Annotated in this window: 9 protein-coding genes; 6 read left to right on the top strand and 3 right to left on the bottom strand. The window is 42.1% G+C overall.

The window, feature by feature from the left end:
- Nucleotides 1–346 precede the first annotated feature (346 nt).
- On the top strand, nucleotides 347–1,534 hold the full coding sequence (locus ID165_RS20630) for a PKD domain-containing protein (protein WP_225586855.1): 1,188 nt from the start codon (nucleotides 347–349) through the stop codon (nucleotides 1,532–1,534).
- 1 nt (nucleotide 1,535) lies between these two features.
- Here ID165_RS20630 and ID165_RS20625 read toward each other — a convergent pair whose 3' ends face one another.
- Nucleotides 1,536–2,456, bottom strand: a complete 921-nt coding sequence (locus tag ID165_RS20625) for a mechanosensitive ion channel family protein (RefSeq protein WP_192347314.1) — start codon at nucleotides 2,454–2,456, stop codon at nucleotides 1,536–1,538.
- 129 nt (nucleotides 2,457–2,585) lie between these two features.
- The gene (locus ID165_RS20620) at nucleotides 2,586–3,050 is read right to left on the bottom strand and encodes a hypothetical protein (protein WP_192347313.1); all 465 of its coding nucleotides are present in this window, start codon (nucleotides 3,048–3,050) and stop codon (nucleotides 2,586–2,588) included.
- 384 nt (nucleotides 3,051–3,434) lie between these two features.
- Here ID165_RS20620 and ID165_RS20615 point away from each other — a divergent pair, with 384 nt between their 5' ends.
- On the top strand, nucleotides 3,435–3,944 hold the full coding sequence (locus tag ID165_RS20615) for a hypothetical protein (RefSeq protein WP_192347312.1): 510 nt from the start codon (nucleotides 3,435–3,437) through the stop codon (nucleotides 3,942–3,944).
- 94 nt (nucleotides 3,945–4,038) lie between these two features.
- On the opposite strand, the gene ID165_RS20610 is transcribed toward ID165_RS20615, so the two are convergent.
- Nucleotides 4,039–5,070, bottom strand: a complete 1,032-nt coding sequence (locus ID165_RS20610) for a glycoside hydrolase family 43 protein (RefSeq protein WP_192347311.1) — start codon at nucleotides 5,068–5,070, stop codon at nucleotides 4,039–4,041.
- Between the two features lie 168 nt (nucleotides 5,071–5,238).
- Here ID165_RS20610 and ID165_RS20605 point away from each other — a divergent pair, with 168 nt between their 5' ends.
- The 4 genes from ID165_RS20605 (at nucleotide 5,239) to ID165_RS20590 (ending at nucleotide 13,858) form a co-directional block, all read left to right on the top strand.
- Nucleotides 5,239–6,354, top strand: a complete 1,116-nt coding sequence (locus ID165_RS20605; RefSeq protein WP_192347310.1) for a Fic family protein — start codon at nucleotides 5,239–5,241, stop codon at nucleotides 6,352–6,354.
- Between the two features lie 321 nt (nucleotides 6,355–6,675).
- Nucleotides 6,676–10,050, top strand: coding sequence for an isoleucine--tRNA ligase (gene ileS, locus ID165_RS20600; RefSeq protein WP_192351685.1), 3,375 nt, complete (start codon nucleotides 6,676–6,678; stop codon nucleotides 10,048–10,050).
- A gap of 16 nt (nucleotides 10,051–10,066) precedes the next feature.
- Entirely contained in the window at nucleotides 10,067–10,699 is a 633-nt protein-coding gene (locus tag ID165_RS20595) for a lipoprotein signal peptidase (RefSeq protein WP_192347309.1), read from the top strand.
- A gap of 219 nt (nucleotides 10,700–10,918) precedes the next feature.
- Nucleotides 10,919–13,858 (top strand): DEAD/DEAH box helicase, encoded by a 2,940-nt coding sequence (locus ID165_RS20590; RefSeq protein WP_192347308.1) that lies wholly within the window; start codon nucleotides 10,919–10,921, stop codon nucleotides 13,856–13,858.
- The last annotated feature ends 180 nt before the right edge of the window (nucleotides 13,859–14,038 follow it).

The raw sequence follows: 14,038 nt of genomic DNA, 5'->3' as shown, positions 1-14,038 counted from the left end.
CTATAAATCCTTCATAGGTTCGTCAATAGTTAGGCAATAAATCAACAAAACAGGTGCGTCTACTTTATTAAAGACTAAGCCTTGAAGGATTCGATGATGGGATTTTAAAGGTGGTGATCCTGAGAGTTTTTCCTGCACTTGAGCACCTAGTATCAAAATATAAACGTCTGATTTCTAAATGATGCAGATGGTTAGAACATTAGTTGGTTTTGTTTTGCATAGTAAAATATAAATCATGAAATTTACACAAATGCAGAATGTTTTGTAGATCACTGCTTGGCCAGTTCCATAGTAAAAATAGTAGTTGCTGATTCTATCATTACCTTTCTACTGTTTTGAATGAGTATTGTTAACAAAAAATCTTCGACTTATTAAAACTCTTCTTTTTTTTTTAATCTTACTTTCGACAACTGTTTCATATGGACAAACGAACGACCCTGATTTTATAGAAATCTGCGAAGGTGAGCCTGTTTCTATTAGACCCAAACAAAATCAGGCGGGAGCTTTATATACTTGGTATCATGATCCAGCAGGCACAGAAGAAATTGTCTCGGAAATTGTAGATGGAGTGGAATTTCAAATTGAAAGTGATGGAGCGCTTACAATTACTGGGTTAGTCTATGAATCTACGGCAAATACCTATCTTCAAGCCTCTACATATAACTATTATGTGGGAATATCCGATCGGGATATACCAGCTTCATTAGAACACATCAAAGTCAGAGTTTTTGATGTTCCCGAACTAAGTACTACGAGGCCGTCAGCACTTTGCGACCCTAACGGTTCTGTGGATTTGAGTAATTCCATAGTTGATTTTGACACGGAAACTTTTGACTATCAGGTTTTGGATCCTCTAGGAAGACCAATACCTATCGACGAGATCTATCATCAAACTGAAAACGGCGTATACTTGGTTAAAAGTAGTTACAAGGATTTCAATTGCTGGTCGGAGACTAAAGGCATTGATGTAACGATCGCGGAGGAGATATTGGAAACGAGCTTTAATTATGAAATGGACCTGGGGAATGGTGACATGCTTGTAAATGACACCATTCAGGTTCTTCAGGAGATTAATTTCATAGATATGTCCCTATGGGATGGCATAGCGTGGCATTGGGATTTCGGAGATGGGAGTATAAGTAATCTTAAGAACCCACAACATACTTATGCTAAAAAAGGGAATTATACGGTAGCCTTGAGTGTCACAAATAGTATTGGTTGTATATACTCTTATGAGCGAACGGTGGTAGTAAGGGATGATTACAGGATTATCTTCCCCAATGCATTTACTCCTTCTAAGGCAAAGAACCGCTATTTTAGACCTTATTATATAGGTTTTTCCTCCATCGAATTCTATGTGTTTAACACGTGGGGGGAGTTGATTTTTGAAGACAATTCATTGGAAACTCAGGGATGGGATGGTTCATGGCTGGGAAAAGAGGCACCAAATGGGAACTATGTTTATAAAGCCATTTTCTATACAAGTTCTGGCCGGAGAATTGAAAAATCAGGTTTATTTCTTTTGATTAAGTAGATCATGGATTATTCTTTTGGGTCATTTCAATTCTGGTTTTCGGAAGGCTTTCGGGGTAATTTTTCTGAATAAACTCAATCATTTTTTCCCTGACGAAAACCCGTAAATCCCAAGCAGTGGGAGAGTTTTTTGCACTGACCAAAATCCTTGTTTCAACAGTGAATTCCTTGGCATCGGAAACCTGTAGTACTTTTACCTTTTTGTCCCAGAGAGGAGTAGTTTCCAGAATTCTATCCAATTCTTTGCGTAGCGCATCAAAGGGTACAGTGTAGTCTGTATAAAGAAAAACAGACCCCAATAAATCAGCCGAGGTTCTAGTCCAGTTTTGGAAGGGTGTTTCCAGAAAATAGGTGGTAGGAAGCACCAGCCTGCGGAGATCCCATATTCTCACTACGATGTAGTTTAGATTTATCTCCTCGATCCACCCCCATTCTCCCTCTACGACAACAGCGTCTTCAAGTCTGAAGGGTTGAGTAAATGCGATTTGAATCCCTGCGATCAGCGTACCAATCGCTTTCTGGGCAGAAAAGCCAATGATGATGCCTGCTACTCCTGCTGAAGCAAAGAAGCCTACACCAACTTTCCGGACCGAGTCAAAAGAGATAAGTATTAAGCCTATTCCCAATAGTATGATTACGAAATTGGCGACTTTTACCAAGATATTTATCTGGGTAAGCACTTTCCTTGCACGAAGATTATCTTCTTTTGAGATATCGTATTGTTTGATAAAGATTCGCTTTAGAATCTGCATCAATACCAATAGGCACCAGGTAAATCCGCAAATAATGAAAACAGTGTTGATGTGGGGGAGATAAGACCATACTCCTTCCCAATCTTTGGAGACAGCTTTGAAATAGAATTTTGAAAAAGCAAGTGTGAGGGTCACCAAAAGCGGGATTACCAACCTTGTATAATATTTCATAAACTCAGTTTAAACGGGGTATGAATGATGAACTGATATTTTCAGTCACTGAAAAAGGTGATTTTGGGAGAGGCAAGTTTAAAATTTAGCAAATTGACAGGAGAAAGCCAAAACCGTGTCGGGCAGATCCTAGTCACAAGGTATAGGAGACAAGACCAGAGCGTGGTTAAAGTTTAAAGAATCAATGTTTGCCTGCACAGGAATACCATCCTCAGATTTCATTTCACCGTAACCTTCTTTCCACCCTTCTTCCGTGTTCTTAAAAACAACTTGACGCTTGGAAGAATCCCCTTCGGACATAAAAGTATATTCTGCTATAAGCAAATTATCTCTTAGTTCTCCTTTGATGTAACCGCTATTTTTATCTTTTTCGAAAATCATATAGTCTAGTGTTCCGGTTACTTTGGTTCCTTCTACGTAGGTAGTGAGTCTGACTGTGTCTTTTTCACCAAAATAGTGAAAGCACTCGGTATTGATTTTTTGAATATGTTCAGCGTCCGGGGAAAAGGCTGCGTCTATTGGGGAATCCTCTTTTGGCTGGTTGCAAGCTATCATTGCTAAAGCAGCCAGTACTGGTATATATAGAGTTTTCATAGTTGTTATTCAGTTTGTTAAGTGCTATAAGAACAAAAAAAACGCCAATTTTCAGGTCTCCAATTTTATATGGAGAATTGTGAACTCGCCTTTTTAAAAAAATAGTATGATAATGTGTGTCTGTAGGACTCTTAAAAATTTTAAATCTATGTATCCGTTTAGCTGCACGTATTTATTTGGGAAGTTCAGCATTGGCAATTCCCTCCTGCCCAGCGGCGGGCAAGGGAGGACTTTTCATTATGAAATCAAGACATAATCAAACATAATTCTAGCACGTGCATTCATGCGGATACAAATAAATTTAAAAAGGGGAAATCGATTTTTTGTAGCGTAAGATTAATTTCTTTCGTCAGATTTATACCTTTCCAACAAAACCCTTTCATTATGTTAAAATCAGTTTACTTACTTCTTTTTGTAGCCATTCTTTTTACTTCCTGCAAAGAGGATGAAGATCCAATTTCACTAAGTTATTTGAGTGGAGCTTATGAAAATGCCCGCCAAAACACGGATTCAGGGCTTTGGTATATAGACAGGTATGAGTTTAATCAGGATGGAACGTATGAAAAGTTCCAGATTGTGCGAGAAAGCCAGAAGGACTCTGATTTGGGATATTCTTATCATGCAAAAGGCACCTATCTGCTTAGAGATGAAAACTTTTCTATTGCAGTTACAGACGTTAATGCAATTAACTATGAGGAATATCCAGAGGGATATGCTGAAAGCTTAGCTAGCCTGGAGGCTCAAGAAATGTCCACAAATTATAGAGAGTCAAACGGCGTTCTTAGAAAACTTGAAAATGGTAATAAATTAGGTATTGTCTTCGAATGCAACGATACCATAACAGGTGTCCAACTTATGTGTATTGGAGAGCTGCTTTATGATAAAGTTGATTAATCTATTTTCCGGTATTCAAAAAATATATTCCTGCCGTGATGTTTGCCTAGTATAGGTTATAACCATCACGGCGGATTATTTTAATACCGGTAGTTCACTTAATTGGATTAGCAGCAACTCCTTCAAACGTCATTTTAATAGGCTTGATCGTACCGTCTTCGTTGAATTCCATCACATCAATTGCCGTTACGCGATGATCACGGCCTTCATTTGGGATTGGTCTTCTGTGATAAACCATGTACCAGTCGTCCGTCTCAGGTTTTTGAATCACCGAATTATGACCAGCTCCCATCGCTACGGTTGTGTCAGATTCTAAAATGGTATCAATCCGATTCCATGGACCTGTGATTTTGTCCGCCATCGCATAGGCTACTTTGTAGCTGTTATTTGTCCAGCCACCCTCAGACCACATGAAGTAATATTTTCCTTCTCTGATAAAAACAAAAGGGCCTTCCACATAACCTTCAGGTGTGATTTCATGGAAAAGTTCCCCATCTTCCCATGGCTCGAATCCTGTAAAATCAGCATTTAGCTTGCCTATATTGCAATGACTCCATCCTCCATACAACATGTAATAAGTGCCATCAGTGTCCTTAAATACAAATTGATCTATCGGCTGCGCATCGTTGTGGAACTCAGATAGCAACGGCTTACCGATGTGGTCTTTGAAAGGACCACCGGGCGAATCAGCAACCGCCACTCCCAATCCTCCAAAATGATTGATGTCATTAGTGGGATCCCAGCCTTCACGGCTGGGTCGCTGAATATCATTTGCAGAGAAAAACAGGTAATATTTGCCGTCTTTTTCAATCGCAGCCGGTGCCCACATCGCTTGACGGGCCCACTTGATTGCTGCGGTGTCAAGGATATTTGCATGCTTTTCCCATGTGACCAGATCTTTGGAAGAGAAAGCATCGAAGTGCAATTGATCTGTATATCCTGCGGAGAAGGTAGGATATACCCAGTACTCATCTCCAAAAACAACTCCTTCAGGATCTGCATACCAGCCCTCGAAAATGGGGTTTCCGGAAAGTTTTGGAGCTTCTGTTTCTTCTGTGGTTTTTGGGGATGAGCAGGCAAAAGCAAAGCCCGCTGCCATTGTGTATAGACAAATTCTTGAGTTCATGTAAATAATTTGTGGTGTCACCTAAAATTACTAACAGAGAATGAGAGGTGGATATCCTTGACGTAAAAATGCGCTTTTTTGAAGATTTTTTAGCTATGAGCCGATTACCCTCCTTATTCGGATCATATTATATTAAATTATGAGCCGAATAATTATTATATTTGGCTCATGAGATACAATTGGGAACAGTCGGATTGGCCAAACTTCACCTATAAGGAAGGGAAGTCTGGAAAAATACTGCTTGATTTTCTTATGAAATCCGGACAACTATCCGGCGTACTTACCGGTTTGTCTGAAGGAAATCAGACTGAATTGCTTCTGGAAATGATGGTAGTGGAAGCAATTAAAACCTCGGAAATCGAAGGTGAATTTCTCAGCCAGCCGGATGTGATGTCTTCTATCAAGAAGAATCTTGGTATTCATGAGGAGCAGCCTTTGCTTGTCAAAGATCGGCGCGCCAAAGGCATTGCCAAACTGATGATCAAGGTACGGTCGGAATTTGCTCAAGCCCTGACAGAAAAAATGCTTTTCGAGTGGCATGAGCTACTGATGGAAGGCAATCGCTATGTGAGTGCCGGGCAATGGCGTGCAGATACTGCTCCTATGCAAGTGGTTTCGGGTTCGATTGGGAAAGAGATTATCCATTTTGAAGCACCGCCTTCAGCAGTGGTTCCTGCAGAAATGGACTCTTTTATTTCTTGGTTCAACAAGACTGCTCCCGGCAATTCTGAGGCGATAAACAATCCACTGATTCGGTCGGCAATCACGCATTTATATTTTGAATCGATTCACCCCTTCGAAGATGGCAATGGTCGAATAGGCCGCGCATTGGCGGAAAAAGCACTGCATCAAGGCTTGGGGCATGCAACTTTGATCAGTCTTTCCGGCACGATAGAGGGGAAGAAAAATGAGTATTACCATGCCCTGAAAAGTGGGCAAAGCTCCAACGACATCTCTGATTGGCTGGACTATTTTGCTGACACGGTCTATCACGCACAGCTTAGCGCGGAGCAATTGATCAACTTCACGCTCCAAAAAGTCAAATTCTTTGATCGCTTTGCGAATGTGCTCAATGAGCGTCAGATAAAAGCCATCAACCGAATGCTTGCCGAGGGGCCATCGGGTTTTGAAGGAGGAATGACTGCGAAGAAATACATTGCGATCACTAAAGCTTCCAAAGCCACAGCAACCCGTGATTTACAGGGATTGACGGAATTAGGCATCTTTTTGCCACAAGGTGGAGGCAGAAGTGTGAGTTATGAGCTGGTGATTAGTAGTAAGTAGCAAGGCAAAAGTATCAAGATGCTAGAACTAAATGGATTGTAAGATTGCAAAATTTGAAGATTGGAAAATTGAAAGAGAGACTTCGTCTATTGAAAGCTGGCATTTTTTCCGATTCATCCTCCCACAAAGGGGGATTTCTTCTATCTTTGTGCCTGCTTTTGAGGAGGATGTTTCCTTGATTGCGTGAGGGATAGAAGTGGCATCCACACACCCTGATGGTTATCGGGGGTAATGGATACAGCGGATAGCCCGACCCCGGCTTTTTCAGACGGGGCACGCCCAAAATTAATTATCACCTACTTGCCCGTAAGAAAGGATACAGTGAAGACATATCAGGAATTTAAACAAGTGGATTATCCCGAAATCGGGGAGTCTGTATTGAAGTACTGGAAAGAAAACCGGATTTTCGAGCAATCAGTTGCCCACCGTGATGGGGCCGAAACATTTACATTTTTTGAGGGTCCGCCTTCGGCAAATGGTACTCCTGGAATTCACCATGTGATGGCGCGTACGCTGAAAGATATTTTCTGCCGATACAAAACGCTTCAGGGTTTTCAGGTGAAGCGAAAAGGCGGCTGGGATACGCATGGCTTGCCTGTGGAGCTACAGGTCGAAAAAGAATTGGGGATTACCAAAGAAGATATCGGTAAGAAGATTTCAGTAGAGGAATACAACCAAAAGTGCCGCGAGACGGTCATGCGATTCAAAAATGAATGGGATGAACTCACGGAGAAAATCGGATATTGGGTGGATTTGGATGATCCCTACATCACGTTTGAGCCCGAGTATATCGAGTCAGTTTGGAGTTTGCTGAAGAAGCTGTACGACAAAGATCTGATCTACAAAGGCTACACCATACAACCTTATTCTCCTGCTGCGGGTACGGGTTTGAGCTCTCATGAACTGAATCAGCCAGGTACTTACAAAGACGTAAAAGACACGTCCATCACCGCACAGTTTAAGCTGAAAGGCGAAGAGAATACCTATATCCTAGCTTGGACGACTACGCCTTGGACTTTGCCGGCCAACTCGGCTTTGGCGATCGGTGAGAACCTGGATTATGTGAAAGTACGGACGTTCAATCCTTATACGTTCGATGCCTGCACAGTGATCTTGGCGAAAGCCAGAATGAATGCCTACCTGAATCCGAAAGCTGCTGATCTTAAGCTGGAAGACTATAAAGACGGGGATAAACTGATTCCTTTTGAGGTAATCGGAGAGTTTAAAGGCAAAGACATGCTGGGCTGGGAATATGAGCAGCTGTTTCCAATAGCTGACTTGGCTCTTCCGCATCCGGCATTTACGGTCGTTTCAGGGGATTATGTGACTACGGAAGACGGTACTGGTATCGTGCATCTTGCCAAAGCCTTCGGTGCGGATGACTTTAGAACTTTGGCACAGAATAATGTGCCCGGCGTCTTCGTCAAGGATGAGCAAGGAAAAGATATTCCGATTGTGGATAAGCAGGGGAAATTCATCACACTAGTGGGTGAATTCTTGGTAGAAAAAGTAGCAGAACATGGAATAACCGCCCATAAGAAATATGGTGTAGATGACTTCTATGTGAAAAACTACACCGAGGATGATGAGAATGCGACGGACTTTAAAAGCACCGATGTGATCATCTCGATCATCCTGAAAAATGAAAATAAAGCCTTTAAGGTCGAGAAATACGAGCACAGCTATCCACACTGCTGGAGAACGGACAAGCCGGTGCTTTACTATCCTATAGACAGCTGGTTTATCAAAACCACTGCCTACAAAGACCGCTTGGTAGAGCTGAACAAAACGATCAACTGGAAACCTGAAGCCACAGGTACCGGACGTTTTGGCAACTGGCTGGAAAATCTGGTGGATTGGAACCTGAGCCGCTCACGATTCTGGGGTACACCCCTTCCTATCTGGAGAACTGAAGATGGGAGAGAGGAGCTATGCATTGGATCTATCGCCGAACTTGAGCAAGCCATTGAAGAATCCATCGCCAAAGGTTTTATGGAAAAATCTCCTTACGAAGGCAAGGAAATAGATCTTCACCGTCCCTATGTGGATGACGTGATCTTGGTTTCTTCCCAAGGGGAGAAGATGTTCCGCGAACCTGATCTGATCGATGTATGGTTTGATTCCGGAGCAATGCCCTATGCGCAATGGCATTATCCATTTGAGAATGAAGACATTTTTAACGCTAATTATCCGGCGGATTACATTGCAGAAGGTGTGGATCAGACAAGGGGCTGGTTCTTTACGCTTCATGCCATCGCCGGGATGCTGTTCGATAGTGTGGCGTTTAAAAACGTGATTGCAAACGGATTGGTGCTGGACAAGAATGGCAATAAAATGTCCAAGAGACTGGGGAACGCCGTCGATCCTTTCAAGACACTTAAAGAATACGGGCCTGATGCAGTGCGCTGGTACATGCTGAGCAATGCAAATCCTTGGGATAATCTGAAATTCAATCTGGACGGAGTTACGGAAGTGCAGCGTCGCTTCTTTGGCACGTTACAGAACACCTATAATTTCTTTGCGCTGTATGCGAATCTGGACGCTTTTGTCTATGACAAAGCCAGAACGGTACCTGTGGAGGAAAGAGCTGAATTGGATCAGTGGATTGTGTCTAAACTGCAGTCTTTGATTGCCGAGGTAGAGGAAGCCATGGATAATTATGATGCGACCAAAGCTACCCGTGCGATCATGGGTTTCACAATAGACCAACTTTCCAACTGGTACGTGAGATTGGCTAGAAAGAGATTCTGGAGAGGTGAAATGAATGTGGATAAACAGGCTGCTTACGAGACGCTCTACGAATCCTTGCTCACGCTTACCCAGTTGATGTCTTCTTTTGCGCCGTTCTACTCCGATTGGTTGTACCAGAACTTGACGGAGTCAGGATCCGATTCAAAAGCATCTGTGCATCTGACTGATTGGGTTGCTGCAGATTCCGGGTTGATCAATAGAGACCTGGAGGAGAGTATGGAATTGGCTCAGACAATTTCTTCTCTGGTTCATTCGCTGAGAAAGAAAGAGAAGGTTAAAGTGCGTCAGCCATTACAGAGAATTTTGATCCCAATCCTGAAAGAGAAGACCAAAGCGCAGATTGTTCATTTGGAAGAACTGATCAAGTCAGAGGTGAATATCAAAGACATTGAGTTTATCGATGATGCTTCAGGAATCTTGGTGAAGAATGTGAAGCCAAATCTTCCGGTTCTTGGTAAGAAATTGGGACCGAAAATGCGCTTCGTAGTAGGAGCTATAAACAAATGGGGACAAGCCGAAATCGCTGAAATAGAGCGTGAAGGTAAAATCTCTGTTGATGTTGATGGCGAAAGTCTGGAATTGCTTCTGGAAGAAGTTTTGATCACATCTCAGGATATTCCGGGCTGGTCAGTTGCTTCCGATCAGGGTGTAACGGTAGCACTTGATGTGACGCTTTCGGACCAACTGAAGGAAGAAGGAGTCGCAAGGGATTTGGTAAACCGTATCCAGAACTTACGTAAGGATATGGGGCTGGAAGTGCAGGATAAGATTAACATTAAGATCGCTGATGGAAATGAGTTGGTGAAAAATGCTATCGCTTCCTTTGGAGAATATATCCAAACCGAGGTGCAAGCGTTAAACCTAGAACTGGCTGCACTTGCTGAAGATGCAACAGTACTTGATATGGATGATTTTGAACTAGCTGTTCTGGTAGAAAAAGCCTGATAGCAAAACGCATATAATGAATAAATACCTGAAATACTTTGGCATCGCCCTATTGGTCATCATTATTGATCAAGTGGTGAAAATGCTAGTTCACTTCCAGATGGACTTTGGTTCTCCGGGACAGATTCCGATATTCGGGGACTGGTTCAAACTGCATTACACCACCAACCCCGGCATGGCATTCGGAATGGAACTGGGCTCTGATTATGGCAAATTGCTCTTGACATCTTTTCGCTTGGTGGCGATGGTGGGAATAGGGTATTACTTATACTACATTATTGAGAAAAAACAGCCGGGCTTATATATAGTATGTATAGCTATGATCTTGGGAGGAGCAATAGGCAATTTAGTCGATTCTGTCTTCTATGGAGTTTGGCTAAACAACGCTCCATATAATGCTTCCACGCCTTGGTTTCACGGTCAGGTGGTTGATATGTTCTATTTCGATATTTGGGAAGGCTATCTGCCTGAGTGGCTTCCTGTGTGGGGAGGTAGTTATACTGCACTTTGGCCGATTTTCAATGTAGCGGATGCTGCAATATTTGTGGGTGTAGCCATGATTCTGGTTTTTCAAGGTAGGTTTTTTCCTGAAAAATCTGAAGAAGTGAAACATTCAAAAAATGAGGAAGCAGAGCAGATTGCTGAATAGTATTTTCTCCTGATTTCATTAAAAGACCCTAGGATCAGAAATACTGATTTAAAGGGTCTTTTAATGTTTTATGGCAGATAATTGACTCAAAACATGAATTTGAGCAGTATTCTTTGTAATTTTCAACTTGCTTTTCCCTTTTTTGGGATATATAACCAAGACTTAGCTTCTTTTTGCTTAACCCCAAATCTCAGGAAGTTTTGTTATTCCGATAATTATATGATAGTTAATTCTGATAAACCCTTTCAGATAGTTTATTCTATTTATAGCCATGAGTACCTAGGGCTGCTTATTGAATCCTTTGTAGTACAGATAGACCCTCAAGGAAGACTTTCCCTAGCCTATCAAAATATCAGTTCTGCAAATGCCGGTGAATTTGATTCGGGATTGGACAAGACAGACTATGACCTGATAAAAATTATGGATTCAATGAATCCTGAAGTAGTAGTAAAGCCTTTTATCAAAAGAGGTAATATACGTCCAAAGCAATATTTGGCTAAAATTTTTGATCCCAAAACTGAGGATAAAAAGACTCAGGATGCCATAGAAGAAGTAATCGAGAAAAAGCGCTCGAAAATAATGCCTTTGCTGATCGGAAAGAGGCTTTTTGAAATGGGAAGTGACGGTAACCCTGTATGGAAAGAAATAGCAGTAAATGCTGAGCGTGCAAGTGTGCTTTTTCATTTTCACAAAAATGAGGAAAACACCCATTACTGGCCCACCATTAAATTCAAAGGAGAGAAACTTGACTGGCAATACAAGAATGGTTACTTCATCAGCAACGATCCCGGATGGTTGGTTGTTCAAGGTCAGCTCTTTCATTTTGAAAAGGGGATTGATGGGAAGAAGCTCAAGGCATTTTTGAACAAAAAGTTTATTGTCATCGACAAGCGAATAGAGCCAAGTTATTACCGCGGTTTCATGGCCAATCTGATCTCCCAATTCGATGTGGAATCTGTTGGTTTTGACATTAATATTGAACGAGGCACACCGGAAGTTTTTATAAACATCAGTGATTTACCAGGTGGATCAGGAAAGAATCTCTTTGGGGAAGAAGGAGAGAAACTGGAGGAAGATAAGATCGTGTTCGAACTTCGATTTAAGTACGGAAGTATTGATTTTCCCGTCCAGACACCGAGCTCGGAAAAACATGGTGCTTCCGTAAGGCTGGAAGAAGGGGACAATAGCTATACATTCTATAAAACGATACGCAGCACACAAAAAGAAAAAGCGTATCTGAAATTGCTTCGGGACAAAGGATTGGAATTCAAAATGGGTAAAGATGCGTTGCCCAAGACGGAAGCCTTTGAGTGGATTGGGGAAAACGAAGATTTTCTGGATATTGAGAAGATCAAAATTGTCCAAAAGCCGAATGCCAAAGGCAAGGTTTATAACATAGGCAAGGCACAGATTTCCATTGAGGTCAATGAAAATATTGATTGGTTTGATGTGAAAGCGCTGATCAAATTCGGAATTTACCTTGTGCCTTTTGCAAAGCTTCGAAAGCTCTTGCTTCAGGGGAAAGCAGAATTCGAATTGCCTAATGGGGAAATTGCCGTGATTCCTTCATCTTGGTTTGTGAATTACTCCGAGCTTTTTAATTTCATGGAAGACCGTGGAGATGATAATACCATGGTGCTGCGCAAACATCATTTGGCCCTGGCTAGAGAAATGGAAGAAGGGAATCTAGTCCAGGTCACGCTGAGTAGGAAGCTGGAAAGACTCAGAGACTTCGAATCAATTGAGGAATATTCTCTTCCAAGTAATTTTGAAGGGATTCTTCGTCCTTACCAGCATGCAGGATACAATTGGCTTCGATTTCTCAATGAATTTAAGTTTGGGGGCTGTCTGGCAGATGATATGGGTTTGGGTAAAACCGTACAGACACTCGCTTTGCTTGCCCACGAGATGGAAGAGAATCCTGGATTGACTTCCCTCTTGGTGATGCCTACCTCCCTGATTTATAACTGGGAACTGGAAGCCAAGAAGTTCACTCCGGATCTCAAAATCCTGGTTTATTCGGGGACTCAGCGTATCAAAGATCCATGGAGATTTGGAGATTATGATTTGGTGCTGACCTCCTACGGGATCACCAGGTTGGATATTGAAGTGCTCAAGGATTTCTATTTCAACTATATCATTCTGGATGAATCCCAGGCAATCAAAAACCCGGGGAGTAATATCGCAGGTGCAGTAAACCAGCTGAAGAGCAAGCAAAAATTGATTCTGACAGGTACGCCTGTGGAAAACAGTACGATGGACCTCTGGTCACAGATGAATTTCATCAATCCAGGTTTGTTGGGCAATCAGAATACGTTTAAGAAGCAGTTTCTGCTTCCCATCGAAAAGCAGGGAGATGTGGATAAATCTGCCAAACTTCATGCGATGATCAAGCCATTTATCCTAAGAAGGCTGAAGTCTCAGGTGGCTACGGATTTGCCTGAGAAAATCACCAACGTGAAATATTCTGACATGACCGCAGCGCAAGAAGAAGTGTATGAAGAGGTGAAAAGCTACTATCGTGAAAAGATTATTTCAGATATCCAGAGCACAGGAAGAAATAATCAGCAATTCACATTACTGCGTGGACTTACTCAGCTTCGTCAGATCGCCAATCACCCTAAACTAGTCCGGGACGATTATGAGGGAGAATCGGGTAAGCTGGAAGATGTGACCTATATGCTGCAATCAACCATCTCTGAAGGGCACAAAGTGCTTGTGTTTAGCCAATTTGTGAGGCATTTGGGGATCGTGAAGGAATACCTTGAGAAAGAAGGGATTTCCTATGCTTACCTAGATGGCGCGACTAAAGACCGTCAGGCACAAGTGGAGAAGTTTCAGGAAAATGAAGATATAAAAGTATTCTTGATTTCTCTGAAAGCCGGTGGAGTGGGCTTGAATCTGACCAAAGCGGAATATGTATTCTTGCTTGATCCATGGTGGAATCCTGCTGTGGAAGCTCAGGCGATTGATAGAGCACATAGAATCGGACAAGAAAACAAAGTCATCATCTATAAATTCATCACCCGTGGATCTGTGGAAGAGAAAATCATGGCACTTCAGGACCGTAAGCTGGCGCTGGCCGGAGAGCTGATTAATACTGAAGAGAGCTTTATGAAAAGTCTGGGGCAAGATGATATTGCCGCATTGCTGGACTAAAAAACGCATATTTTTCTCAAAAGGGCAGAATCACAAATTCTGCCCTTTTTTTATTGGTTTGATAGTCAAAGGTATAGGGAGTGGACATATTTAATTAACCATAAATTCTCACGGAAACGTTGACAATAGCCCGATTATTTTTCTAAATTAAATCATATAGTACCACTACAATACCTGCGC

The organism is Algoriphagus sp. Y33 (assembly GCF_014838715.1).
Classification (GTDB): domain Bacteria; phylum Bacteroidota; class Bacteroidia; order Cytophagales; family Cyclobacteriaceae; genus Algoriphagus.
The sequence above is the reverse complement of the archived record's forward strand: the minus strand, read 5'-3'. Positions and strand labels throughout refer to the sequence as shown.

Bases quoted from the DNA above. Each gene is read 5' to 3' on its own strand.
- ID165_RS20605 (WP_192347310.1), top strand. From the start codon at position 5,239: ATGAGATACAATTGGGAACAGTCGGATTGGCCAAACTTCACCTATAAG.
- ID165_RS20620 (WP_192347313.1), bottom strand. From the start codon at position 3,050: ATGAAAACTCTATATATACCAGTACTGGCTGCTTTAGCAATGATAGCT.
- ID165_RS20610 (WP_192347311.1), bottom strand. From the start codon at position 5,070: ATGAACTCAAGAATTTGTCTATACACAATGGCAGCGGGCTTTGCTTTT.
- ID165_RS20615 (WP_192347312.1), top strand. From the start codon at position 3,435: ATGTTAAAATCAGTTTACTTACTTCTTTTTGTAGCCATTCTTTTTACT.
- ID165_RS20595 (WP_192347309.1), top strand. From the start codon at position 10,067: ATGAATAAATACCTGAAATACTTTGGCATCGCCCTATTGGTCATCATT.
- ID165_RS20625 (WP_192347314.1), bottom strand. From the start codon at position 2,456: ATGAAATATTATACAAGGTTGGTAATCCCGCTTTTGGTGACCCTCACA.
- ID165_RS20590 (WP_192347308.1), top strand. From the start codon at position 10,919: ATGATAGTTAATTCTGATAAACCCTTTCAGATAGTTTATTCTATTTAT.